The following is a 24,764-nucleotide window of genomic DNA, read 5'->3' as shown; positions in this document are numbered from 1 at the left end:
CAGTAAGAAGTCAATAGTTATTATTTCTTTCAGCAACCTGCCAAAAGCGATGAAGTTTTTTGCATGTCTTAGTTGGTGCTTATTTATATTAATCCCATTTCACTTTAAAGTCAATGCTTTTTCTCCATTTCTTATATTTATATATTACCGGTGATTAGCATCTTCAGTTTATCAACAATTCCAAGACAGCACTTATATGATAGAAAGACGAAAATGACCTGATAAGTATCTTTATATCCTTTTGATTCTCCTTAATAATAGTGAAGTTTTGGAACATAACCAAGTTGACTTCATAATTTTCATTATGCTATTATATAACCAAGTAAAATAATCGGAATAGTTAATATTATTAAAACCTTCTATTAACAAAACTCAGCTAAATCAAAGGAGATGGGAATATGACAGCAGCAATGGTAATACCAGGTGCGGAATCTTTTTTCTTACCCGGCAATTCTATCGGCATCCTTATTTGCCATGGGTTTAACGGAACGCCACAAAGCGTAAGGTATTTAGGTGAAAAATTTGCTGCCAAAGGCTTTACTGTCTTCGCTCCTCGACTGGCAGGCCACGGAACGGATGAATATGAAATGGAAACAAGTCATTATCAGGAATGGATACAAGATGTTGAAATGGCTTATGCAAAATTAAAGCGAACCTGCACCCATGTTTTCGCCATCGGACAATCAATGGGAGGCGCCCTTGTTCTCGATTTAGCGACAAAATTGGCTTGTGATGGAATTCTCACTATCAACGCCGCTCTCCAAGTTCCTGAATATGAAAGATATCGTAACCAATCTATTCCACGCTTCATTCCCGAAGGCAAGCCTGACATAAAAGACGATATACCTAAAGAAATCACATATGACCAAGTTCCGTCAAAAGCGATTAATCAATTGCTTGATATAATGGAACATACCAGCCAAAAACTAATAGAGGTTTCGTGCCCGATTCTTATCTTCCATTCACCAGAAGACCACGTTGTACCGGACTCGTGTTCCTATCAGATTTACGATACTGTCATGTCCGGTGATAAAGAGATGGTGCGCCTTGAAAATTCATATCATGTGGCGTCGTTGGATCATGACAAAGATCATATCATTGAACATTCCTATCAGTTCATTCAAAGGTTAAGTAAAAGGGAAATAATCGCTTCTTAAAACTCCTTTCTCCATAAATCAGGTTTACCCATATACTTCATGGGTAAATACAGTATATAAAGAAAAAGGAGGTAACATAATGAGCGGTTTATCAGACAAAGTAAAGAGTGCTGTAAATAAAGTTAAAGGTGAAACGAAAGACCAAGTCGGAAACGCGAAAAATGATCCTCACTTACAAGCAGAAGGTAAAGCCGATAAATTAAAAGGCAATCTCCAAGATGGCATTAGTAAATTGAAAAATGACCGTTAATTGCAAATAGCCGAATACAGGATTCACTCTCTTAACGAACATTCTCATTTCATATAAAAGTGACCCCCCTTTTATAGAGAAGAGGCGGCAGATTATCTGCCGCCTCTTCCTTCTTCAATTCGCTTGAATAACCACAACACACATATCATCAGGCTGATCTTGCTGCATTTCAGGTGACATCAAAAAATCGATAGGGGGAGATTCTTTACAATCAAACCATCTTGTCGAGACCGCTTCTTTTATTTGGTCGAGCCCTTCCGTCCCTTCTCGATCTATTGCTTCCATGACTCCATCCGTAAATAGCATAAGCTGAATCTTCTCTTCATAATGAATGACGGATTTCTCTATTTTCATCTCGGTGAAGAAACCAACAGGACATGTCCCCTTTGAAAGGGAGACCACTTTTCCATCGTCCATTAAAGCAAATCCAGGAGGATGTCCGGCATTTACATATTCCACTGTCTTTTGCTCTGTATCAATGATCATATAAATAGCGGTAAAATAATAATGCACTGGATTATCATCTTTATTAAGGGTACTCATCCAGCGATTCATTTCATTTATTACTGACACTGGGTCCGAATGGGTCCTGATGGCATCCCTCAATACGGAGGATATGAACATACACACAAGCGAGGCTGATATGCCATGCCCCATCATATCCAACAGGATGATCCCATACCGATTTTCATCAATGCGGTGCCAATAGTACATATCCCCTGCTAATTTATTCGCAGGTAAGTATGATGCCCTTATAGTTAAGTGGTCATTTATTATAGGTTCACTTAATAAGCTGCTTTGAACCTGCATGGAAAGATCCAATTCATTGCGGATTTTTTCATCCTGCATTTTATGCCAATCTTTTTCATATTTAAGTCTTAACCCCACGCGAATCCTCGCAAGTAAATCTATTTTATTGATGGGCTTCATTATATAATCAATTCCGCCAACATCAAGTGCCTCGGCCACCTTGTTTGAATCTTCAAGGGCGGTCACAAAAATGACGGGAATATCTCTAAGGTGAGGAATACTTTGAAGTCTCCTGCACGCCTCTATCCCATCGATCTCCGGCATCATGATATCAAGCAGAATGATATCAACTGAAGTCTCTTTAGGTTGCGGACTATCCACCTGTAAATATTCAAACATCTCAACAGCTGAAGTTAATGATAGAAAATCCGTATAGCCAGCTCGTTTTAGAATTTTCTCTATAACGAAAAGGTTAACCTGGTTATCATCTACGATTAAAATCGTCATTCTTTCATTCCCCTTTTGGCTTATATCGAGCGGCAACATTTATCTTTTTATATGGAACAGTACTTATATAAAGCTCCCTTAACAGGGATTTTCCCATTATATTATAACGAAGTTCAGTCTCTTTTAATAATAATAAACTGCAGTCGAGATTCTGCATGGAGACCAACTCATTATATATACCCCTTCTTATGATGCCTTAAACATAGTGAAGCAAAAAAAAATGAAAAATAATTTAATCAAAAAAGAAAGAGTCCGCATAAATGCGAACTCTTTCTTTTTTACAGTTTCCGATAAATCCGTTCCTTTGAATCAAAGTCCTCATAATCCTCCGAAAAGGATGATGTATGAAGAGTTTCCTTGCTGCCGACTGCAAGGAAGCCATCTTTACAAAGACTGTCATAAAACAACTGATTAACATAGGTCTGTAATTCGCCGGTAAAATAAATCATCACATTCCGGCACATGATGATATGGAACTCATTGAACGAACCATCAGTAACTAAATTATGCTGGAAAAACACAATGTTTTTAAGGAGACCCGAATCAAGATAAGCATTTTGATAATCGGTTGTATAATACTCCGAAAATTCCTGGTTACCTCCAGCTTGCAGATAGTTTTTCGTATAAGACTGCATTCTATTTAAAGGTAATATCCCTTTTTCCGCATGACGGAGGACTTCATCATTCATATCAGTGGCATAAATTCTCGCCTTATCATAAAGTCCCTCCTCCTTGAGGATGATTGCCATGGAAAAGGCTTCTTCACCGGTTGAACATCCCGCATGCCAAATTCTGATTTCAGGAAGTTTTTTCAGGAGCGGTACAATATTTAAACGAAAGGCTTTAAAGAAATCCGGATCGCGAAACATTTCTGTGACATTTATTGAAAAATCTCTCAATAGCTTCTCGACATACCCTTTTTCATATAAAACCATTTCAATCATTCCGCTGATCCTGCGAACATGGTCCAGCCTCATTCTATTTTCAACTCTTCTTTTTATTGAAGAACGCATATATTTACGAAAGTCATAGCCAGAAACGGAATAAATGGCCTCTAGCAATAATTCTATTTCTAAATCTTCTCTTTCTTCAATCGTTAAAGTATCCTTCATGAAAATCCTTCCCCACCCATACTATCAATCAATTAGTCAGCCATACTCTTAGGACTGATAGCAGCTGATCCAATTTTAAAGGTTTGCTGACATAATCGGAAGCGCCGGCCTTCAGGCATTTTTCCCTATCGCCTTTCATCGCTTTTGCAGTTAACGCGATGATTGGAAGATCCTCGAATTTACTTTGCTCGCGAATTCTGGTCATCGTTTCGTAACCATCCATACCCGGCATCATGATATCCATCAATATAACATCTATATTGTTACCTTTTTCAAGGAGTTCCAAACATTCAAAGCCGTTTTCAGCTGTAAGGATTTCCATCCCCTCATGCTTCAGCGCATTTTTCAGGGCAAATATATTGCGGTGATCATCATCGACTACCAGTACTGTTTTATTGCAGAAAGGTTTGACCTTATCCCGATCTTCTTCATCCATCATACCTGCATCCGGTTCTCCCTGCTCGCCAAAAGGCGCGGCAGAATCATCGTGGTTAGCTGCTGCCACTTCCGGAGAAGCAGCTATTGCTTCGTCGACATTTTTGAAGCCCTCTGGCATGCTTGGAATAAAGAAAGTAAAGGTACTGCCTTGCCCTTCTTCACTATCTACAATGACCCAGCCTCCCAGAAGTTTGGCAAACTCCCGGCAAATCGATAGCCCAAGTCCTGTACCGCCATATTTTCTCATTGTAGCTCCGTCACCTTGCTGGAATGCTTCAAAGATAAGCTTTTGCTTCTCTTTTGATATTCCGATGCCAGTATCCGTCACCTTAATTTCAACCCAATTGCTCGCTCCTTTTGTCTGTATCCATTGTGCTACATTTTCTTCATCAGCTTTTTTGATTTGGACAGACACAGAACCTTTTTCCGTGAATTTAAATGCATTGGATAGCAGGTTTTTCAAAATTTGCTGGAAGCGCTGTTCATCCGTAAAGAAAATATCCGGAACGTTTTTACTTTTTTCGATTATAAAGTCAATGTTCTTTTTCTTCGCTACATGATCGAAGTTACGGTGCAATAACTCAGGAAGCTCACTCAGATTCATTTCATCAAAGACCACTTCAAGCTTTCCGACTTCAACTTTTGATAAATCCAAAATGTCATTGATCAACGTTAATAAGTCTTGACCTGATGAATTAATGACACGAGCGAACTCCTGTTGCTCTTCATTTAATTTACTATCATTAGGATCTGAAAGCATTTCCGATAAAATCAGGATACTATTGAGCGGTGTCCGCAATTCATGGGACATATTTGCCATGAATTCCGATTTATATTTTGAACTTAACTTCAATTCTTCCGCTTGTTTTTCAAGATTCAGTTTAGCGACTTGAAGCTCTTTCGATTTTTCTTCCGTTTCACGATTTCTCTCTTCCAATTGTTCATTGATCATTCGCAACTCTTCAGCCTGTGTTTGCAGTTCCTCTGATTGGGCTTGCATTTCCTCTGACTGTGATTGCAATTCTTCCGATTGAGCCTGTAACTCTTCAGTCTGTGCCTGTGATTCTTTCAATAAACGCTCTATTTCCATCCGGCCCTCAACATTATTGATCGTGATGCCCAGAGTATCAAGAACCTGGTTCAGGAACGTTTTTTGCAGCTTCGTAAAGGCCTCCAAACTCGCCAGTTCAACCATCGCCACCACTTCATCCTCAAAAATGACTGGCGCAATGACAATGCTTTTCGGGTTGACTTCCCCCAATCCTGTCGTAACCAATTGGAAATCCTCAGGGATATCTTCGATGACTTTGGATTTCTTTTCAAGGGCACATTGACCGATCAAACCTTCGCCAAGACGGAATTCACGCCTGCCCGAATCTTCGCCATCTCCAGCAAAGCTGGCAAGCTTCACAAAGCGCATATCCACACCCTCACCCCGTTTGACGTAAAAAGCTCCAATTGAAGCTCCCATCATTGGTGCAAGTCTTGTAATGAACCGGTCAGCAAGGACTTCCACATCAACAATGCGCTGATACATGGTAGCTATATCTGCAACACGGGTCTGAATCCAGTTCTGTTCACTGATCTTTTCAGTGAAATCTTTTTCTTTTTGGTTATAGATTTCAAGCGATTCCGCCATATCATTGAACGATTTCGCTATATCCCCAATTTCATCAGTGGTCCGAACCGGAATTCTTGGTATGACCGACAAATTTTTATAATCGATATTTTTGATGACCTTCGTAATCGATTGCAGATCTTTCGATGTGCTCCGAATCATCCAAACAACCGTTACGGAAATGACCAAAATGCTGAGAATAACTGCAAAAATTACAAAACCGATCATATCTTCATAGGTTTGTTTCGAATTACTTAAGGTATCTTTCATGACACCTTCTTGGTAATCCTTAAATTCATCCATCGTACTGATGACTTTCGATCGTTTTTCCCTTTGGTCATCCATCAGGCTTGAAAGATTATCAGAAGAGTTTCCCGATTTTATCTTTTGGATGAGCTCAGCCTCCGTTATGGAGTAAGAAGCATATTGGGTCTCGAACTCCTTCAATAGCTGCTTCGCTTTCGCCTTATTTAACGAACCTGATAACCCGGCAATTTTTGATTCAATCAAACTATGATTTTCATTGATGATTTCGAGGCTTTCTGCTCTTTCTTCTTTATTTGCATCATTAGCTGCAAACAAAATCTCACGGTCCGATCTAGAAAAAAGCTGACGGATTTCCATCGAAGCTTGAACCTTATCATAGCGATTCTCAACTATTTCAGTCATGCTGCTCTTTAAATTGTTTAGCGTAAACATCATGAATGAAAGTAAAATAGCCAAGAAAAGCAAGATCAAACCAAATCCCAACATTTGCTTTTTCTTAAAACCCATTTTCCCGCCCACCTTCAATACTTATTTATACCAGCCCGAAATTAGCGGCATTGCAAAATACTAGAACTCACCTTATATTCTTTGAAATGATATATAGATAGTTTCATTGCTCAAAATCAATTTTAACATTTTCCGATCTAAAATGGTTACCTTCACTATCATTTTACATGAATTCCTTTTCCAATTAAGTAACAGTCTGCCTTACCATTGTCATATATGGTTCGTACATAATAAAAGCCGAAAGTTTTCACTTTCGGCTTTTGGTGTGATCCTGTTTATTTAATCTTCTTCACTTCAACATATAAAACATGGTGGCCGTCCATTTCCTTTACAGTAAATTCATATCCGGCGTATTCAATTCTATCTCCGACAGCAATTTCAAATCTGCCTGTCAGGAACCATCCACCCAATGTATCGATATCTTCCTCCGGCAAATCGATCGCAAGGGTATCATTGACATCTTCAACCAATGTTTTAGCATCGAATACATAATGCCCTTCATCAATTTTTTGAATGAGCGGACGTTCATCCTGATCAAATTCATCACGGATTTCCCCGACGATTTCTTCAAGGATGTCTTCAACCGTTACAAGACCAGCTGTTCCGCCATATTCATCGGTCAAAACTGCCATATGGATCCTTTCCTTCTGCATTTTTAGCAGCAGATCATGAATGGCGATCGTTTCAAGAACACGGATGATGGGTGTTACAAAGGAATCCACCGTTAAAGCCGTTACATTATCTTCTGTAATCGTCGCTGTATAAAGGCGTTTGATATTGACCATTCCCACGACATTATCTTTATCTCCGTCTATGACCGGATACCTTGTGTACTGTTCTTCCTGAATCAGTTCAACAACTTCCAATAATGGCATGCCTTTTTCGATAACGGTCATTTCCGTACGGGGAACCATGATTTCATTGGCAATGCGCTCATCAAATTCAAATATCTGATTGACATATTTGTATTCCGATTGGTTGATCTCACCGCTTTTATAGCTTTCCGATAAAATGATGCGCAGCTCTTCTTCGGAATGGGCCATTTCGGACTCGGAAGCAGGCTTTAATCCGAACATGCCCGTCAGGAGACGTGCAGAACCATTCAGTACCCAAATGAATGGGTACAAAATGCGGTAAAAGAGAATTAATGGCTTTGCAAATAGCAAGGTCACCTCTTCTGCCTTTTGAATCGCAACTGTTTTCGGTGCGAGTTCGCCGACTACAACATGAAGGAATGTCACGGAACCGAACGCGATCAGGAACGAGATGATGTGACTTACAGATTCCTCTAATCCCCATTTAGTGAACAATGGTTTTAAGATTGCCTCGACCGTCGGTTCACCCAACACCCCTAAACCTAGGGCTGTTACTGTAATCCCCAATTGACAGGCAGATAAGTACTCATCGATATGCGATGTCACTTTCTTGGCTGCGAGGGCATTTCTATGCCCTTCTTCAATTAATTGATTGATCCGGGAACTTCTGACTTTCACGATTGCAAATTCCGATGCAACGAAAAATGCGGTTAATGCTATTAATGCAGCTACTGCCAATAATTTTATAAAAATCTCCAATATGTGCGGGTTCTCCATATAGTTCCAATCCTACTGTTCTTCGGATTAGACATATATGGCTTAATCCCAAGCACCTCCTGTATAAATGGTTATTTTCGTTTAATAAGCATTTTTGCCTTATAAGATGAACCAAAACCATTTAGCCTATATCGTTACTATGCACCTTTGTGCATAAAACTATAGAGATAAATTTTAATCATACGAGCAACACTAGTAATGATTGGATCAAGGCCATGCTTTCACGGGATATCTGTTTTTTTAGAAGAAGCTCACTTTTTCCGTCCTTTTCAATCAAGCTGATGAATTCCTGAAGTTCTTCGTTCAGGCCATCCATTTTATTCTTGAGCTGAAGACCTTTTGCCTCAATTGCTGATGCGGCTTCCTTATCCTTTTTAAGTATTTCTTTAATATCTTCCAATGAAAGGTTTTCTCTTTTGTATCCTTCGATACGGCGGAGCCTTTCAAGTTCACCGACTGAATAATAACGGTAATTAGAGGCGGAACGTTCTGCTTTAAGCAAGCCAAGATTCGTATAATAATCTACGGTTCGTTTCGTAACATTCGCCATTTCCGCCAACTCGCCAATTTTTAAAGTCTCGTTCCCAACATAGCCCCTCCTAACCGTCACGTTATGGTTTAGACAAATCTTCATGACATTTTATTCTATTCTATAATCGTACATTATTTTAATTGAAATGAAAAATATTTATTATGCTCTTTACCCCTTATTGGAAAAATAAAAACCGATTAATTGAATAATCGGTTCATTTTTTGAGAGTGTATAAAATATGAACGCTGATTGGAACGTGAGGCACTTGTTTTCCGCGGTCGGTCCGGGAGCCTCGAACACTCGAACAACCGCTCCAATCAACTTTGTTTAAAAATTAAGATGGAACCCTTTTTATCTACAAACTCAAACCGATTAATGGTTTAGTTTATGATCTATTCCAGTGGTGTTTATTTTTTTGTTTTATCTGAGAGTTGATTGCTCAGTATCTTAGGACCGCACTGGCATAGGGAAGAATGCTTTAGCTTTTTTATTGGTGTTCCACATGTTTCACAAACTTTTGCTACCATTTATACTGTCCTCCTAACTTTTGTTTCATGATAAATATATTATACTACTTTTATAATGATAATCAATACTAAATTAAAATAATTATAAATAAGACCACCTTTTGTTTTATTAACCTTTCTCTTCACAAGTGATTAAAATAAGGATAAAATATAATAAAACGCATAAGGAAGGTTGGTATTATATGACGAGTGAAATTCGTTCCATTCCCCGTCCCTTAGTCCGTACGAATCAATGGGTCATTTTGTTAAGCGTAGCTACCGCCTTATTGACGGGACAAATATGGATATTAGCCATTCCTTTAACAGCGGGGCTTTTGGGTCTTCTCTTTAATTTCAATCCAGTGATGCGTCTGGCAAAGCTCTTTCTTAAAAAGAAACCGTCCGATTATATTCCTGAAGATCATTCACAGCAACAATTCAACCAGGCAATAGCAGTCGTTTGCTTAGGACTTGGATTCACTTCTTTTTTGCTTGGTTGGAATGTTACCGGTTATATATTTACCTTGATGGTCGGAGTGGCTTCACTCATAGCCATTCTTGGATTCTGCATCGGCTGCTTCATCCTTTATCAATGGAAGCAATATTCCTATCGCCGATCACTACGCTAATAGCACACATAAATGGGACTGACATTCGTCAGTCCCATTTTATTATTCGGTTGCACGTAAGGAATTACTCTTTTTGACCCAAATGGCGGCCAATGCAATCAGCAATAATAATACAGCTTGCGGCACCAGCGTTTCCATTGTTGGATAAAGACCTATCGTTTCTGCAAATGGGAAGGAGCTGATCGTATTTGTCTGTATCACTTGAGAAACCTGAAGTGAGTGGATGGAGACTCCAAGAATCTTGAAAGCCAAGGCATATATGAGTATCGTTGCCACTTTAAAGAATAGGGTCATCGGTAATTTCACACTGTACCGCAGCATGATGAAACCAATTACCACTAAAATGAGGAAGGCAAGGAAAATCCCGCTCAGCAGCTGCTTTAATTCCATATAAGGAGCCATTCCTGCATAAAAGATAATCGTCTCGGCACCTTCACGGAAGATGGATAGAAAACTGATTAAAGCGAAAGAGATGATGCTCCCAGTCGCAATGGCTTGGTTCATTTGCTTGCTGATATATCGGTTCCATGCATGGACGTTCGATTTACTATGAAGCCAAAGACCAATTGTCAACATCATCAATACGGCTATTATCCCAGTGATTCCCTCAATATATTCCCGGCTTGAAGCAGCCGTGATCTGAGAGAAAACGATATTGATTATGACCGCCAATATGGAACTGGCAACTAACCCCGCACCAACTCCTGTCCAAATCCATTTTTGTTTGTCCGCTTGCCCGATTTTCTTTAGGAAAGACAGCAATGTAGCTACAATCAAGAGTGCTTCCAATCCTTCCCGTAAAAGGATCAGAGCTGCATCCCATGTTGTATAACCCGTATCCTCAATTAAAGGGAGTAACCTTGTGTTTAAATCGGTTACGATTCCCTTTGCTTCATCCGCCTTTACATTTTCCGATTGCAATAGGCTGATTGCGGTCGGGACCTTCGTTTCCATATCGCTGTAAAGTTTGCTATCCCTTGTGGAAACCTCCCCTTCTACATTAGGCCAAATTGTTAAGATTTCATTTAGCTTATCAACGGCAGAATCGATTTCATCCTTTTCAATATCCGTTGCACTTCCTTGTAAAAGTTGTGTTACATCCCCAAGTGAATAGGTGTTTTTCTGGCTTCCTACTTCAACTTTACCAGCAAGGAAATCCTCGATTAAACCCTTCAATTCAGTTAGATTTTTTTGGGCTTTTTCCGGATCAGGTGGATCTTGGGTAATCGCTATCCGCACAAAGGCCATTTTCGTTTCGAACTCACCATATGTAGCAACACTTTTCTCTCTGACAATGACCTCTGCATCGGTCCATTGATTCAAGAGATTGGTATATTGAACTTTAGCTTGATCAAAGTCGCCTTCAGTTATCAAAGCCTCCAACTTATCTATCAATGGAAGTATCGCTTGTAACCGTTCTTTATAGTCAGTCTTGTCAACAGGGTTTTCGCTTGTATCATAAATAACAAGCGTACTTGATAATGCTGATAATCGCTTTTTGATTTCATCTGTGGAGGCTTGGTCGCTCACAGCACGTTTTACTGCGGATAGCTTCTCGTCGACTTTCCTCGCACTTTCGCTGTCCGTTTTTATCGTTTTCCAATCTTGCTCGAATCGCTCGATATTTTTCGATACTTCCTCAAGGTCGCCTGATTTCACCTTCATTAAACTATCGCCAATATAAACAAAGAGCTGATCGTGGTTTTCACCCGCCGAAACCATCTTAATATCAGTCGAAAGAAATAAAAGACTGACGACTAAAACAAATATTCCACTCTTCCATCTAGAAACGGTCATAGTGGTCCCTCCTTATTCATGAACTAAAATCGCCAACTGGATAATATCCATGCTGGCGATTTTCACATCCTCATTTGAAATGATATTTATCCAAAAAGGGAATCCCCGATATAGCCACCCTTTTTCACACCTGGTAAACAAGCGAACATGGCACTGCCCCTGTGAACGATATATTCGTTGAGCTTATCATTTTTCGCCAGTCGTTCTTGAATCGGTATGAATTGTTTACTTGGGTTTCGCTGAAAACAAATGAATAGCAAGCCTGCATTGAAGCTCCCTGTTTTGGGATCCATTCCATCTGCATACGAATATGGACGCCGCAATATCTTTGCTTTTCCGTCCCCTCTGGAGAGACTTACATGTGAATCCTCTGGAATGATCCGATTTCCATTTGGGTCTTTAGCTTCGAGATCCACGGTATCGAACTCATTTTTCATTCCTAGTGGAGCTCCACTGTCGCGATGACGGCCAAACGTATTTTCCTGTTCTTTCAATATAGTCCGGTCCCAAACTTCAATGTACATCTGGATTCGCCTCACCACCATATAACTGCCTCCAACAAGCCAGTCAGGACCATCCCCCGCCTTCACCCAAACATGCTCATTCATTTCATTATTATCATTCGTATCCGGATTGACGGTCCCATCCTTAAACCCGAAAAGGTTCCGCGGTGTCGTTTTTTGTGAATCGGCTTGCTTAGTCCGTTGAAAACCTGTTTGTGCCCAATGAATGATCGCTTTCCCTCTGCCGATCCTCACTAAGTTCCGGACGGCATGGAAAGCCACTTGAAGATCATCTGCACATGCTTGAATACAAATATCCCCACCGCTCCATTCTTCTTCTAAAGCATCTAAAGGGAATTGGGGCAGGTCCTTTAATTCAGCAGGTCTTTTTGATTTCAAACCAAATCGATCTTTGCCATCCTTCGAAAACAGGGTCGGACCCACTCCAAAAGTGATCGTTAAATTGGAAGGTGATAATTCTTTCGCTTCCCCCGTATCCTTTGGGGGCATATTCGTATTAAGTGATGTATCACCAATCAAATTCCCCGCTGTCATCTGAGCCGCAGCCTCTGTCCAATCCTTGAATAACTGGATTAAGTCCGATCTTTTATCCGTGGTTACTTCCAATGACGCGAAGTAAAGGTTATCTTGCGCTTCAGTGGTGATACCAGCTTGATGTGCTCCATAAAAAGGTACAATATCCTTAGTTTGTCCCTTCGCCTTTTGTTCAGAAAGTGTCAGCAGCCCGCCAAATCCGGATGCTCCTATCACGACTCCGATTCCACCCACTCCTGCCGTTTTCAGCATGTTACGACGACTCACCTTTTTTGTAAAAAGTCCGGTTTCATCTTTCGGCGTATGTTCTTTCAATTAAGATTCCTCCGTTACAATCCCTATTTGCGAAAGTGGTTCAGCCAATGCATCAATTGCTTGACTTAACTCTTTGACTTCAGATTCCTTTAAATCCGTATATGAGATGTATCCATCCCCTTCTTTATGCTTTTCAAGCAAGTCGTATACATCGTCAAAACGTTGTTGGATTTCCGCAGCAAGCTTCGCATCCTTTTCTTTCAGCGCTGGAGTAAGCAGTTCATAGATCTTCTCTGCTCCTTCAACATTAGCCACGAAATCATATAAATCGGTATGGGAGTATCGGTCCTCTTCTCCTGTCACTTTACTTGTGGAAACTTCATTCAATAAATCCACCGCACCCGTGATCAACAAATCGGGAGTAACCTCAACCGTTTCAACTTTGGCCCGAAGCAAATTGACATCACTCATTAATTGATCTGCATACTTTTCGTAGCCCTTCGTTGTATTTTCTTGCCATAACCCCATTTCAATCCTATGGTAACCGCCCCAGTCTTCATCTTTGACATCCCCTTCACGCGCATCGATTTTGGGATCAAGATCGCCAAAAACTTCAGCGATGGGTTCCGCTCTTTCATAATGCATCCGTGCTGGTGCGTATAATTCCTTCGCCTTTTCAATATCACCGGCAGATACGGCCGCAGTGAATTCTTCCGTTGCGTTTACGAACTCTTCTATTTCACCAATGGCATATTCCCGGTACTCGCTAGATACACCATCAAGCTTACTCGCACTCACTTCTTTGGCATTATCATCTGCCGGCTTGGCTTCTTCCTTTTCCTGCGCACAGCCAAATAATAGACTGGTTGATAATAAGACCGCTAATGACGCCTTTGCTTTTTTCATAGTGTATTCTCCCTTTAAATGATTTGTAGATTCATATTAACAGATAATGAAATTCATTATCAATATATATTTTAATGGAAACAGACATTGTTCATTCTCTTCCAAAGTATTTAACTCTATCCCTTTTCCTTACGCAGGATAAGTAGCTCCCAGCTGGCTAAAAATAATAAAGGCAGCCTACATATCAGCTACCTTTCACGCTCACTCATTAACTTGTCATTTTCTTTATCCATGATTTTTGTGATTTCCTCAACAAATTGATTGATCAATATCAGCTCTTGCTCATTATAAGCTGAGCATAATTCTTTTGTGGCCGTGGAGAGCGATTGATAGTGCGATTTAATCTGTTCCTGCCTTTCTGGTATCGGCATAATCATGACCTTTCTTCCGTCCAATTGGTCTCGTTCCCTTTTAACATAACCCGATTTCTCAAGGCGATTGATCAGTGCCGTTACCGAACCCGTGCTCAATCCTGTAATTTTGGATAATTCACCAGCGGTAATCGGTCCTGTTTCATTCAATATTTCAGCACTCTTTAAGTCCGTATGGGACACCCCTATTTTCTGGGCCATATTTTGTTGAAATAAAACGGATCTCATTCCATACCGCTGCAATCTGTGTGTTAAACTCTCTAACAGAGCTGAATTCAACCTATTATCGCTTGACATAAAATGCCACCCCTTTTACACTTGAATTTATCTTGATTATCAAGATAAATGTTTTGTTTCATCTTAACGTTTACCCTTCAACCATGTAAAGGAAAATTCATGAGCTGGTTGATATGAAGGAGGAAAATAAATGAACGTTCAAAAAAAACAAAAATTCATTGTTGCCGGTTTACTACTGGGTATCCTGATGTCAGCAATGGATAATACGATTGTTGCGACTGCGATGGGAACGATCGTTTCTGATTTAGGCGGATTTGATAAGTTTGTATGGGTGACATCTGCCTATATGGTCGCCACGATGGCAAGTATGCCGATATTCGGTAAGCTTTCGGACATGTATGGAAGAAAGAGGTTTTTTATTTTCGGACTTATAGTCTTTTTGATTGGTTCCGCATTATGCGGCATGGCTCAGAGCATAGTGCAGTTAAGTATCTTCCGTGCAATCCAAGGGATCGGCGGAGGCGCCTTGATGCCTATAGCCTTTACGATTATTTTTGATATTTTCCCACCTGAAAAACGGGGAAAATTAACTGGCCTTTTCGGGGCTGTATTTGGGGCATCAAGCGTATTGGGACCACTTTTAGGTGCTTATATTACTGAATACTCCAGCTGGCACTGGATTTTCTACGTCAATGTTCCGATTGGAGTCATTTCTTTATTTTTCATCTGGAATTATTACAAGGAGTCACCCAACACCCAGGAGCAAAAAATTGATTGGGGTGGCGCAGCAACTCTCGTCATAGCCGTTATCAGCTTAATGTTCGCTCTTGAACTAGGCGGGGAGTATGGTTGGAGTTCCTCTCCCATCATAGGCCTGTTTGCCAGTTTTGTGGTTTTCTTCGTTTCATTTTTCTTTTTTGAAAAAAGAGCAAAAGATCCCATCATTTCATTATGGCTGTTTAAAAGGCGATTATTTGCCACTTCTCAGATTTTAGCCATTCTTTATGGCGGCACATTCATTATTTTAACCGTCTATATCCCGATTTTCGTGCAGGCAGTTTACGGTGGTTCCGCAACAAATGCCGGACTGATCCTAACTCCCATGATGCTTGGCTCTGTATTCGGCAGTGCAATTGGCGGGATATTCAATACAAAGACAAGCTTTCGCAACTTAATGACGATTTCTGTCATCTGTTATTTTGCAGGTATGCTTCTATTAGGGACCATCACCCCTGATACCAGCAGGACTTTATTAACTTTGTACATGATTCTGACTGGATTTGGCATGGGCTTTTCTTTCTCCCTTTTGCCTATTGCGTCCATTCACAACTTGGAACCTAGATTCAGGGGGTCGGCCAATTCAACAAACTCCTTCCTCCGGTCATTTGGGATGACACTCGGTGTAACGATTTATGGAGCGATTCAGACCAATGTATTCCAAAGTAAAATGACGGATGCATTTAAAGGAATGCAAGGAGGTCCGGATACAGCCGGATTGATGGAGGACCCACGTCAGCTCTTCCAATCGGAAGCACGTGCGGAGATTCCGGATTTTATCCTGGATAAAATCGTTCATGCGATGTCCGATTCGATTTCATTCATCTTCACCTTGGCCCTCATTCCGATCGGTCTTGCTGCAATCACTGTGTTCTTCATGGGAAAAACAAGGGTGGAAACACCTTCAAAAAAGGAATCCTTACAATAAACAAAAAGCGCTGCACTCCCAGCGCTTTTTGTATTTTCATCTCCCTTCTATAAAGGAGGTGAAGATTGCCGAAATATCATTCCACTACTAAAATATAAGTAACACATTCACATACCGAGGTGAGAAGTTTGAAGATCGTATGTTTTGGAGACAGTTTAACCAGAGGCATCTCTTATGTTAGGGGGCGCCTTCGCATCATTAAAGAAAATTATCCAAACTCTTTAGCTAAGCTGACAGAATCTTTGCCATTCGTCGAAGTTTTGAATAAAGGGGTTTTCAATGATAACTCCGACCTGTTGGTTAGCCGGATCGAGAAAGACGTCATGTCGGAAAATCCCGATATCGTATTAATAGAGGTCGGTGGAAATGACTGTAACTTCCATTGGGACGAAGTAGCCAAGAATCCAGAAGGTGACCATGAGCCCATCGTTCCAATCGAACGCTACCTGGAAAATGTCACACAACTTGTCAAGCAGGTTCAGGACAAGCATATAACCCCTATCCTTTTAACTCTTCCGCCACTGGATCCTGCCAGATATTACAGATCCATCGCCGATAAGTTCGGTCATTCAATCGGGCATTTCGTTTCCCATGTCGGCGGTATTGAACATTGGCATGGGATGTATAATCGCCAATTGAAAAGCCTTGCAGAGGAACTAAAGGTACCTTTGATCGACGTCCGTTCCCATATTAAATCCTCCGGTGACTTGGGTCCCTTGATTAGCGATGATGGCATCCACCTCACTTCAGAAGGATACCAGCAAATGAGCCTGGCCATTTTCAGTGATTTACTGAAGCATATGGAAGAAGATATGTTTCCTAAAGCCATAAAACGGTAAAAAGGCAAAGCATGGCGCTTTGCCTTTTTGGGTTTTACAGACTTTTCACTTCCACGTTTTCCGGAAGCTTGAAAGGGTTTTCGGTATTGATCCGGTCATAAAACATCATCCCGTTCAAATGATCTAGCTCATGTTGAAACACGATTGCAGCAAAGCCCTTCAGCCGCATCTCTATTTCCTCACCATTACCGTCAAAAGCTTTGATTTTAACCCGTTCATAACGCGGTACATATCCTTTAATATCACGGTCGACAGAAAGGCAGCCTTCACTTTGCGGTAAATAGATCATTGTGGCGGAATGGCTGATGATTTTCGGATTCACAAGGGCATATTCAAACAGCTTCCCCTTTTCGTCGGGAAAATACATGACGAACATGCGTTTATTCAAGCCTATCTGATTGGCAGACAACCCAACTCCTTCACGCAAGTTGAACTTCTTTTGGAGTTTTGGATCCTGACTGTTTTTCAGGTATTGCATCATGCATTCCAGCGTTTCACGATCCTCATCCGAAATCGGCAGGCTAACTTCATCCGTTACCTGACGCAGAATTGGATCCCCTTCTCTAACGATATCCTTCATCGTAATCATATAGTCTTTTATAAATTTACTCATAGAACTTCACACTCTTCTACCATTTTATTTTTTCATGACTTAGACCATTTCACTTTAGCATTTCGCATTTAAAAAGTCTAATATCCCGGATAGATTAAATATTTCTAAATTCCGGACTCTTTAAACTCTCATACATAAGTGTCATTTCTTTCCTTTAACATTATTTACCTTTAATTTAAGGTACAAAGACCTATAGATTACATGTTTAAAAATTTTATACTGAATATATATACTTAAAGGAGATGAAAAATTGAACTCGAACTCTAAATTAGTTTCGAAATTGCTGCCGTTCCTTACGGCTCTCATTGTGATAATTGCTGGAATCAGTTGGTATGCTGTTACTCAGTCAAAGGATATGGTCATTCCTTTTTCATCGGTGGAAAAAACGATTAAAGCCCAAAATGGAGCTCCTGTCACCATTGAAGAAAAAAGAAATGGCACTCTTCACATCTCCACACCAGATGGAGAATACGTTTCAAGTATTCCTCCCAACAGTCAAATGATCAATAAACTTGTCGAAACTTATAACGTTCAATATTCTTTTTCATCAACTAATAAATCAGCATTATGGATTTTAGGCGGGTTAATGGCGGCCCTCGTCACAACCGGTGTCATTATACAGAAAAAATCAAAGGGCGGATTGCGGATCGGCAGCAAAAAGCAAAGCCTTTCCACCCCAAAACCCCTGCCAGAGATAACTTTGGATGATGTAGGCGGTTTGCAATCCGAAATCAAACAGGAGATCCTTCAGACACTTACTACACTAAAGGAACCTGAACGTTCAGCTAAAATTGGAATTAAGCCGCCTCAAGGCATTTTATTATACGGCCCTCCTGGAACGGGGAAAACGCTGCTTGCACAGGCAATTGCAAAAGAGCTTGGTGCAAACTTCTTCTCAACGAGCGGTTCAGCCTTCAACGAAATGTTTGTTGGAGTCGGCGCAGCCCGTGTCCGCAGCCTTTTCCAAAATGCACGTAAACAATCGCCAGCTGTCATTTTCATCGATGAAGTGGATGCATTGGCTGGTAAAAGGAAACCCCACGGCGGGGAAGAAGGCGAAAAAACGTTAACCGAACTGCTTGTCCAATTGGATGGGGGCCATCCAAATGAAGGTATTTTATTCATTGCAGCGACCAACCGGAAAGATATGCTCGATGAAGCATTTCTACGTCCGGGCAGGATCGATTTCTCTTTCCAAGTCCCACTTCCGGATACACAAGGAAGAAAGGAAATCATCGATATCCATACGAAGGGAAAGCGTCTAGCGACAGATGTCCTGGCTTCCCTGGATGAGTTGGCTGAAAGTACATCCGGTTTCTCCGGCGCTGACTTAAGCTCCCTGTTCGATACTGCCTCACGTCATGCCCTGAGGAATGAACAGGATATGATTCGTAAACAGGATCTTGATTACGCGATTGACCGTACGATACTTGGAGCGACATCACGTACCTTGAATGATGCGGATACGAAGCGGCGTGTGGCCATTCATGAAAGTGGACATGCCCTGATTGCTGCTTTGACAAAGCCTGGCTCCGTTAGAAAGGCGACCATCATTCCGCGTGGGGAAGCCCTTGGATATGTAGCGCCGATACCAAAAGAGCTCCATCTGGCAACAGCCAGTGAATTGCTTGATCAAGTCAAAATGATTTTGGCAGGCGGCGTGGCGGAAAGAATGTATTTAGGGGAACATAGCATAGGTGTAGGCGGAGATGTACAGCAGGCGAAACATCTGCTGGAACAAATGGTCGATACCGGAATGCTTCAAGATGGATTCACCCTCACCTTCAATAAAGGTGAGAAGGAGCAAAAGATGCAGGAATTATTCACGAAAGCGATTCAGGAAACGGAAATGTTGATTGACTCGAATCGCCTACAATATGAAGAACTCGTTGAAGAGTTATTGAAAAAAGAGACACTTGAGGGATCTGAAGTTCAGCGTATCGTTGACGCTTCGGAAATAACCGGTATATGCTCGAATGCATAATACTCTTCTCCACTAAGTCTTAAGAACTGATTTCCAGAGCCTGTTTGCAATAAAACAGGCTCTTTTTTTCAGCTGCAAAGCCAATCTTTAATTAATATTTTATGTAGGCAGTCCCTGTGCCGCTAGCAAAATGAAAGGGAGGTCACTGGCAAAATCACAGTGGCCTTCCTGTTACTTAACCGCTTCTGACCTGTTTTACACCAAGGGATTTAGCCATATGTTGTTTCGGTATCTTGGCCTTAAAATCATCCTTTTTCAAACGCATCGCAAATAATAGGGCTATGACGAGCAAAGCCACAGAACCTAGGAGAGCAAATTGATAGGATATTAAATTAACATGGTGCTCCCCATTCGTTCCTATCGAGCTAGTGCCCACTTCCCCCAGAATGCTGGCTAGGATGGCTACACCAATGGCCGAGCCAATCCGGTTTTGGACATTGAACAATGTGGCCGCCATTCCCATCGAAGCAGAGTTGATATTGGTGAAAGTGGAAAACTGTACGGCCACGACAGTATGTCCCAAACAGATACCGACGCTAAATAATAAGGCACGAAGGAACCAGGGGTTGGCTGTCGGCCCGACAATGCTGATCAATGTATAAATGATGATTGTACCAAGCAGCCCTATCCGGATCACCTGATGTATGCCCAGTTTCTTCGTAGTCCAAGGCATCATCCGGGAGGCCACCATCAAACCTATAGCTTCCGGGAAAGTGGTCAGCCCGCTTTCTAAAGCTGAAGCATGAAGCGAACTTTGATACATTAACGGGAACACGAAGAGCATCCCCAATAAGCCCGCCATTGAAAATAATGAAATGATGCCCAATGTCCGAAACAATCGATCGGATAATAAACGCAAATCAAGCATCGGTTCGTTCACACGCAGCTCCGATAGAATAAATGAGAGAACAAGAACTGCACCGATAATTCCTGTATACATGATAACGGGGGAACCCCATCCTTTAGATGGCCCTAAGCTCATTGCATACATCAGCATGGAAAAGCCTGCAGCTGACAATAAGAATCCTGGAATGTCCAATCTGCCAGCAGTTGATTCTTTATTTTCTTTTAAAAACCATACACCGAATATCAGGACCATAATTCCGAAAGGGACATTTATATAAAATGCCCAGCGCCAAGACAGCTGCTCCGCAAGGAATCCGCCAACAATCGGACCAACAGCTGGTGCGAAAGCTATGGGAAGCACAAGGGAACGAGACACCTTTGGGCGTTCTTCAACAGAGAACGTTCTAAATAATATGGCCATTCCAATTGGTGTAAGGATCCCGCCTCCTGCCCCCTGCAAAACCCTGAACAAATTCAAGGTTTGAAGATTATTAGCGAATCCGCATAAAAAGGAGGCTGCCGTAAAGACACCCAATGCCATCAAGAAGATTTTCTTGGTTCCAAAACGATCCCCAAGCCACCCAGCTACCGGAAGGAATACAGCCAGGCTTACTAAATATCCAACATTAATGCCACTGGCTGAAGAGGGATCAAGGTTAAATTCACTACTGATCGTTGGCAGGATCACATTGACAATCGTCCCGTCCATCGAAACCATGAACATCGCTATGACATAAACGATGCTAACTACTATTTTAGGGTCCATTTGCATCCTTACTTTCATTTTGTTCCATCAATGCTAGCAACTAGTTTTATGTATTTCCAGCAGTCCTCTCGATATATCAATGACCAGCCTTCTGGAATAACCAAAAAGTCGGGCCAAAGGGAATTTCGACCTTCTTCAATTATAAATTCATTGTAGATCCCATTTTCATTCACGAAACGGTTGGTCATCAGTCATTGTCCTCCTTCATAATTTTTTCAAATTCTCGATAGTGAATGCTTGTTAGCTATCTCCTAGCCAACCAATAATGATAATCATTATCAATCATAATCTACAGGTAATGATATATATTTATAACTTACTGGTCAAGTGCCTTCCGTGGATTTACTGAGAAAGTCCTATTTCTTACCAGTCACATTTCTCTTCAAAGCAAAACGCAAAGCCTGTTAATCAAAGGCGGCAAAACTGAAAGATGCCCTTCCCCTTCAGACTCGTTGAATTGAACATTCACTCTGCTGTCCTTCAAGGATTATCGTTTTGATAATTCCAAAGCATTTTCATTCGTGCCGCTTTTATGGGTGCCTTCAAGCTCCCCCTCGCCAAGCAAAAAGGAAATATCACCATCCTTTCCTTGATTCAATCGGGAAAGAAACTTCTCCTCCTCCTCACGGAACCACTTTTTGTTTCAATGGAGAGATGGGCTTCCAGCCATTTCGAAACCGGCAAATCGCCAATCTATCCGGTGGTCAAAGACAAAAGGTTTGGCTGGCAATGGCTTTAGCACAGAAAACGGAGATTTTATTATTGGATGAGCCCACCACCTACCTTGATGATATGGCTCATCAACTAGAGGTTTTGCAAATAGTTGAAAAGCTTAATAAAGAACAAAAAAACAACGACTGTCATGGTATTGCATGATATTAACCATGCGTCCCGGTTTTCACATGAAATCCTAACGATGAAGGAAGGGGAAATCGTTAAAATCGGTAACCCGGGGGAAATCATCACACCTGCCGTTTTAGAGGAAGTCTTTCGTATTCATGCAAGGGTTATGATAGATCCCGGCCAATGGGGCACCCGTTTGTATTGGTTATGACAATTTATCACAGCAAGAAGTATATAAAGAAGCCGTTTTATCCAATTGAAAGGTGTGGTTCGTAAAACGTATAATTCATCAAATGATATTCCCGAATCAACTGATTCAAACCAACACCTCCAAATCCTCGGGTATGGTTTCCACCTGAATTTTATAACATAGTTGATTGGAACTCCTGCTTAGAAAAGCGTGTCTAGGGGAGACCCCGCAGGTGCAAGCCGAGGAGGCTCCCCGACCGCCCGCGGAAAGCGAGTTCCTGGATTTGGAAATCAACATCCAAATTGTACAAGTCATAAAAAAACTGCAGGCAAGCTCACTTTTCTTTGAGTTTGTCTACAGTCTAAAGGGATGTCGACAAGTCGACATCCCTTTTTACAAATTTATAGTTTTTCCAACTGGATGATATCTGGTGTATTTTGTTTCTGGATCCCTGACTTTTGCAACTTCACTGCCGTTCCTTCAGGTAAGTTAGTGAATATAATAGGAGTGACCGTTGATGGTGCATTCCGTTTAATGAAATCTAAATCAATTTCCAAAAGAGGTGTTCCCTTTGTTATTCTTTGACCTTCTTGAACAAGAGCTGTGAACCCTTCTCCATTTAATTTAACTGTATCCAAACCAACATGGATCAGAATTTCCAGACCATTATCCATTTTCAAGCCCAGTGCATGATTTGTCGGGAAGATACTTAGCACTTCCCCATCGATTGGAGATACTAGTTTTCCGTTTACTGGCTCGATAGCAAAGCCATCCCCCATCATTTTCATGGCAAACACTTGATCGGGAACTTGTTCTATCGGTAAAATGGTTCCTTCAATTGGAAGGACAAAGTCATTTGCACCCAAAGCTTGGTTTTCCTCTACTATATCCTCTGCCACTTGTGCAGATGGACTTGTTTTCACTTGGCTTGGGTCGACTCCATCCTTGACAAGCTGTTTCATTGCATTTGCAACGAATTCAACATTCGTTCCAACAATGACCTGTACACTCGATTTATTCAACTTCATGACACCGCGGGCACCATGCCGTTTTAAGGCTGCTTCATTCACATTTCCTGAATCGGCCACTTGTAAACGCAAGCGTGTTGCACAGTTATCAATTAGCTTTATATTCTCTTTACCGCCAAGATCTTGAATGAAAAGCGATCCCATATCGGTATATTTATCCCCTGTTTTCACAATAGTTTCTTCTTCCACTTCTTCCTCATCGTCTTCACGGCCAGGTGTTTTTAAATCCATGATCTTGATGACAAAATAGAAAATCACGAAGTAAACTGCCGCGTATACCAATCCAATCGGGATTAACCATAGCGGTTTTTGCGCAATACCAAAGTTCAAGAAATAATCAATGGCTCCTGCAGAGAATCCAAACCCATGATGGATATCCAATATAACAGCAAGTGCCAGAGAGACCCCGGTTAAAAGGGCATGTATTACATATAACACCGGTGCGATGAACATGAAAAGAAATTCAATCGGTTCAGTGATTCCTGTAAGGAAAGAAGTGAAAGCCAATCCAACAAGCATCCCCGTCACCAATTTACGTTTCTCTTTCTTAGCAGCTGCAATCATCGCTAATGCTGCAGCTGGAAGACCGAACATCATGATCGGGAAAAAGCCGGTCATGAAGGGCCCAGCAGTCGGGTCCCCTGCGAAGAAACGATTTATATCACCTGTCGCTCCATTGTACTCACCAAAGACGAACCAAACCATACTATTCAAGACATGATGCAATCCTACTGGAAGCAATAAGCGATTCAATACGCCGAATACGCCGGCACCCAATGCCCCTGCACCTGTAATCCAGTCACCGACACTATTTATTACATCTTGAATCGGCGGCCACACAAAACCGAATATTCCCGCAAGTATGATCATCGCAAGCGAAGTGATGATCGGGACGAATCGTTTCCCTGAAAAGAATCCAAGCCATTCAGGGAGTCTTATGTCGGAGTATCTATTATATAGAAGAGCGGCAACTATCCCCGATATAATACCGCCTAAAACAGCCATGTTGATTTCTTTATCAATCGCTTGTGTACCATTCGTTAATACAAAGTATCCAACAAGGCCTGATAATGCCGCAGCGCCACTTCCATCTTTGGATAATCCAATCGCTATTCCCAAGGCGAACAATATCGCAAGGTTATCGAATATCGCCTTTCCAGCTGCGGCAATAAAGGCAATATCAAGTAAATCCGGTTGCCCTAAACGAAGCAATAACGCGGCTGCTGGTAAAACGGCAATCGGTAACATTAAAGCTTTCCCAATCTTTTGTAAAAAATTTAACATCGAACTCATCTCCCTTGTACCTAACTTCTTTGATCAACAACAAGATGTATTAAGCGTTTTCATTTTATCAATATAATAACTTTTCTTTGGGATTATACTAGCACAGAAAATATATAGATGTCTATACCAATTTACTTGTAAATATACTATATTCTTCGAAAACTAAGTAAAAATATC

Annotated in this window: 19 protein-coding genes and 1 pseudogene; 7 read left to right on the top strand and 13 right to left on the bottom strand. The window is 41.2% G+C overall.

Annotation, left to right across the window (positions count from 1 at the left end):
* Positions 1-398: 398 nt before the first annotated feature.
* On the top strand, positions 399-1,157 hold the full coding sequence (locus OTG27_RS23505) for an alpha/beta hydrolase (protein WP_268938296.1): 759 nt from the start codon (positions 399-401) through the stop codon (positions 1,155-1,157).
* 79 nt (positions 1,158-1,236) lie between these two features.
* On the top strand, positions 1,237-1,407 hold the full coding sequence (locus OTG27_RS23500; RefSeq protein WP_065310846.1) for a CsbD family protein: 171 nt from the start codon (positions 1,237-1,239) through the stop codon (positions 1,405-1,407).
* 114 nt (positions 1,408-1,521) lie between these two features.
* On the opposite strand, the gene OTG27_RS23495 is transcribed toward OTG27_RS23500, so the two are convergent.
* The 5 genes from OTG27_RS23495 to OTG27_RS23475 form a co-directional block, all read right to left on the bottom strand.
* Positions 1,522-2,664, bottom strand: coding sequence for a PP2C family protein-serine/threonine phosphatase (locus tag OTG27_RS23495; RefSeq protein ID WP_096340796.1), 1,143 nt, complete (start codon positions 2,662-2,664; stop codon positions 1,522-1,524).
* A 278-nt stretch (positions 2,665-2,942) separates the two neighbouring features.
* A complete protein-coding gene (locus OTG27_RS23490) occupies positions 2,943-3,776 on the bottom strand; it encodes a CheR family methyltransferase (protein ID WP_095679763.1) in 834 nt (277 codons plus the stop codon).
* 28 nt (positions 3,777-3,804) lie between these two features.
* Positions 3,805-6,606: a response regulator gene (locus OTG27_RS23485; protein WP_268565344.1), complete on the bottom strand. Its 2,802-nt coding sequence runs from the start codon at positions 6,604-6,606 to the stop codon at positions 3,805-3,807.
* Between the two features lie 275 nt (positions 6,607-6,881).
* Positions 6,882-8,180, bottom strand: coding sequence for a hemolysin family protein (locus OTG27_RS23480; RefSeq protein ID WP_095679787.1), 1,299 nt, complete (start codon positions 8,178-8,180; stop codon positions 6,882-6,884).
* Between the two features lie 196 nt (positions 8,181-8,376).
* The gene (locus OTG27_RS23475; protein WP_223256011.1) at positions 8,377-8,832 is read right to left on the bottom strand and encodes a MerR family transcriptional regulator; all 456 of its coding nucleotides are present in this window, start codon (positions 8,830-8,832) and stop codon (positions 8,377-8,379) included.
* Positions 8,833-9,439: 607 nt separating this feature from the next.
* Between OTG27_RS23475 and OTG27_RS23470 the strand changes: the two genes are divergently transcribed.
* Complete coding sequence (locus OTG27_RS23470) at positions 9,440-9,865, top strand: DUF4395 domain-containing protein (protein ID WP_095679765.1); 426 nt, start codon at positions 9,440-9,442, stop codon at positions 9,863-9,865.
* Positions 9,866-9,907: 42 nt separating this feature from the next.
* On the opposite strand, the gene OTG27_RS23465 is transcribed toward OTG27_RS23470, so the two are convergent.
* From OTG27_RS23465 to OTG27_RS23450, 4 genes are all read right to left on the bottom strand, one after another.
* Positions 9,908-11,662, bottom strand: coding sequence for an FTR1 family protein (locus OTG27_RS23465; RefSeq protein ID WP_268938295.1), 1,755 nt, complete (start codon positions 11,660-11,662; stop codon positions 9,908-9,910).
* Between the two features lie 86 nt (positions 11,663-11,748).
* Positions 11,749-13,035 (bottom strand): iron uptake transporter deferrochelatase/peroxidase subunit, encoded by a 1,287-nt coding sequence (efeB, locus tag OTG27_RS23460; RefSeq protein WP_268938294.1) that lies wholly within the window; start codon positions 13,033-13,035, stop codon positions 11,749-11,751.
* Positions 13,036-13,881: an iron uptake system protein EfeO gene (gene efeO, locus OTG27_RS23455; protein WP_268938293.1), complete on the bottom strand. Its 846-nt coding sequence runs from the start codon at positions 13,879-13,881 to the stop codon at positions 13,036-13,038.
* A 188-nt stretch (positions 13,882-14,069) separates the two neighbouring features.
* The gene (locus tag OTG27_RS23450) at positions 14,070-14,549 is read right to left on the bottom strand and encodes a MarR family winged helix-turn-helix transcriptional regulator (RefSeq protein ID WP_268565338.1); all 480 of its coding nucleotides are present in this window, start codon (positions 14,547-14,549) and stop codon (positions 14,070-14,072) included.
* A gap of 130 nt (positions 14,550-14,679) precedes the next feature.
* Between OTG27_RS23450 and OTG27_RS23445 the strand changes: the two genes are divergently transcribed.
* Both OTG27_RS23445 and OTG27_RS23440 read left to right on the top strand, forming a co-directional pair.
* Positions 14,680-16,194, top strand: coding sequence for an MDR family MFS transporter (locus OTG27_RS23445; RefSeq protein WP_268938292.1), 1,515 nt, complete (start codon positions 14,680-14,682; stop codon positions 16,192-16,194).
* Positions 16,195-16,322: 128 nt separating this feature from the next.
* Positions 16,323-17,033, top strand: a complete 711-nt coding sequence (locus tag OTG27_RS23440; RefSeq protein ID WP_268938291.1) for an SGNH/GDSL hydrolase family protein — start codon at positions 16,323-16,325, stop codon at positions 17,031-17,033.
* 34 nt (positions 17,034-17,067) lie between these two features.
* Here the strand turns inward: OTG27_RS23440 and def are convergent, their stop codons facing one another.
* Entirely contained in the window at positions 17,068-17,646 is a 579-nt protein-coding gene (gene def, locus OTG27_RS23435; protein ID WP_034304843.1) for a peptide deformylase, read from the bottom strand.
* Positions 17,647-17,896: 250 nt separating this feature from the next.
* On the opposite strand from def, the gene OTG27_RS23430 reads away from it, so the two are divergent.
* A complete protein-coding gene (locus tag OTG27_RS23430) occupies positions 17,897-19,630 on the top strand; it encodes an AAA family ATPase (RefSeq protein ID WP_187050347.1) in 1,734 nt (577 codons plus the stop codon).
* A gap of 175 nt (positions 19,631-19,805) precedes the next feature.
* Here OTG27_RS23430 and OTG27_RS23425 read toward each other — a convergent pair whose 3' ends face one another.
* Positions 19,806-21,260 (bottom strand): DHA2 family efflux MFS transporter permease subunit, encoded by a 1,455-nt coding sequence (locus OTG27_RS23425; protein WP_268938290.1) that lies wholly within the window; start codon positions 21,258-21,260, stop codon positions 19,806-19,808.
* Entirely contained in the window at positions 21,257-21,430 is a 174-nt protein-coding gene (locus tag OTG27_RS23420; protein ID WP_268938289.1) for an MbtH family NRPS accessory protein, read from the bottom strand. Before OTG27_RS23420 ends, OTG27_RS23425 begins: the two co-directional genes overlap by 4 nt.
* Before the next feature lie 481 nt (positions 21,431-21,911).
* Between OTG27_RS23420 and OTG27_RS23415 the strand changes: the two are divergent.
* Positions 21,912-22,345, top strand: a pseudogene (locus OTG27_RS23415) (ABC transporter ATP-binding protein); the annotation flags it as partial.
* A 331-nt stretch (positions 22,346-22,676) separates the two neighbouring features.
* Here the strand turns inward: OTG27_RS23415 and nagE are convergent.
* Complete coding sequence (nagE, locus tag OTG27_RS23410) at positions 22,677-24,587, bottom strand: N-acetylglucosamine-specific PTS transporter subunit IIBC (RefSeq protein WP_048688745.1); 1,911 nt, start codon at positions 24,585-24,587, stop codon at positions 22,677-22,679.
* Positions 24,588-24,764: the final 177 nt, after the last annotated feature.

The sequence above is a fragment of the Peribacillus sp. AS_2 genome (assembly GCF_026891895.1).
In the GTDB taxonomy this organism is placed as follows: Bacteria; Bacillota; Bacilli; order Bacillales; family DSM-1321; genus Peribacillus; species Peribacillus frigoritolerans.
The sequence above is the reverse complement of the archived record's forward strand: the minus strand, read 5'-3'. Positions and strand labels throughout refer to the sequence as shown.

Bases quoted from the DNA above. Each gene is read 5' to 3' on its own strand.
- OTG27_RS23505 (WP_268938296.1), top strand. From the start codon at position 399: ATGACAGCAGCAATGGTAATACCAGGTGCGGAATCTTTTTTCTTACCC.
- OTG27_RS23500 (WP_065310846.1), top strand. From the start codon at position 1,237: ATGAGCGGTTTATCAGACAAAGTAAAGAGTGCTGTAAATAAAGTTAAA.
- OTG27_RS23495 (WP_096340796.1), bottom strand. From the start codon at position 2,664: ATGACGATTTTAATCGTAGATGATAACCAGGTTAACCTTTTCGTTATA.
- OTG27_RS23490 (WP_095679763.1), bottom strand. From the start codon at position 3,776: ATGAAGGATACTTTAACGATTGAAGAAAGAGAAGATTTAGAAATAGAA.
- OTG27_RS23485 (WP_268565344.1), bottom strand. From the start codon at position 6,606: ATGGGTTTTAAGAAAAAGCAAATGTTGGGATTTGGTTTGATCTTGCTT.
- OTG27_RS23475 (WP_223256011.1), bottom strand. From the start codon at position 8,832: ATGAAGATTTGTCTAAACCATAACGTGACGGTTAGGAGGGGCTATGTT.
- OTG27_RS23470 (WP_095679765.1), top strand. From the start codon at position 9,440: ATGACGAGTGAAATTCGTTCCATTCCCCGTCCCTTAGTCCGTACGAAT.
- OTG27_RS23465 (WP_268938295.1), bottom strand. From the start codon at position 11,662: ATGACCGTTTCTAGATGGAAGAGTGGAATATTTGTTTTAGTCGTCAGT.
- efeO (WP_268938293.1), bottom strand. From the start codon at position 13,881: ATGAAAAAAGCAAAGGCGTCATTAGCGGTCTTATTATCAACCAGTCTA.
- OTG27_RS23450 (WP_268565338.1), bottom strand. From the start codon at position 14,549: ATGTCAAGCGATAATAGGTTGAATTCAGCTCTGTTAGAGAGTTTAACA.
- OTG27_RS23445 (WP_268938292.1), top strand. From the start codon at position 14,680: ATGAACGTTCAAAAAAAACAAAAATTCATTGTTGCCGGTTTACTACTG.
- def (WP_034304843.1), bottom strand. From the start codon at position 17,646: ATGAGTAAATTTATAAAAGACTATATGATTACGATGAAGGATATCGTT.
- OTG27_RS23425 (WP_268938290.1), bottom strand. From the start codon at position 21,260: ATGAAAGTAAGGATGCAAATGGACCCTAAAATAGTAGTTAGCATCGTT.
- OTG27_RS23420 (WP_268938289.1), bottom strand. From the start codon at position 21,430: ATGACCAACCGTTTCGTGAATGAAAATGGGATCTACAATGAATTTATA.
- nagE (WP_048688745.1), bottom strand. From the start codon at position 24,587: ATGTTAAATTTTTTACAAAAGATTGGGAAAGCTTTAATGTTACCGATT.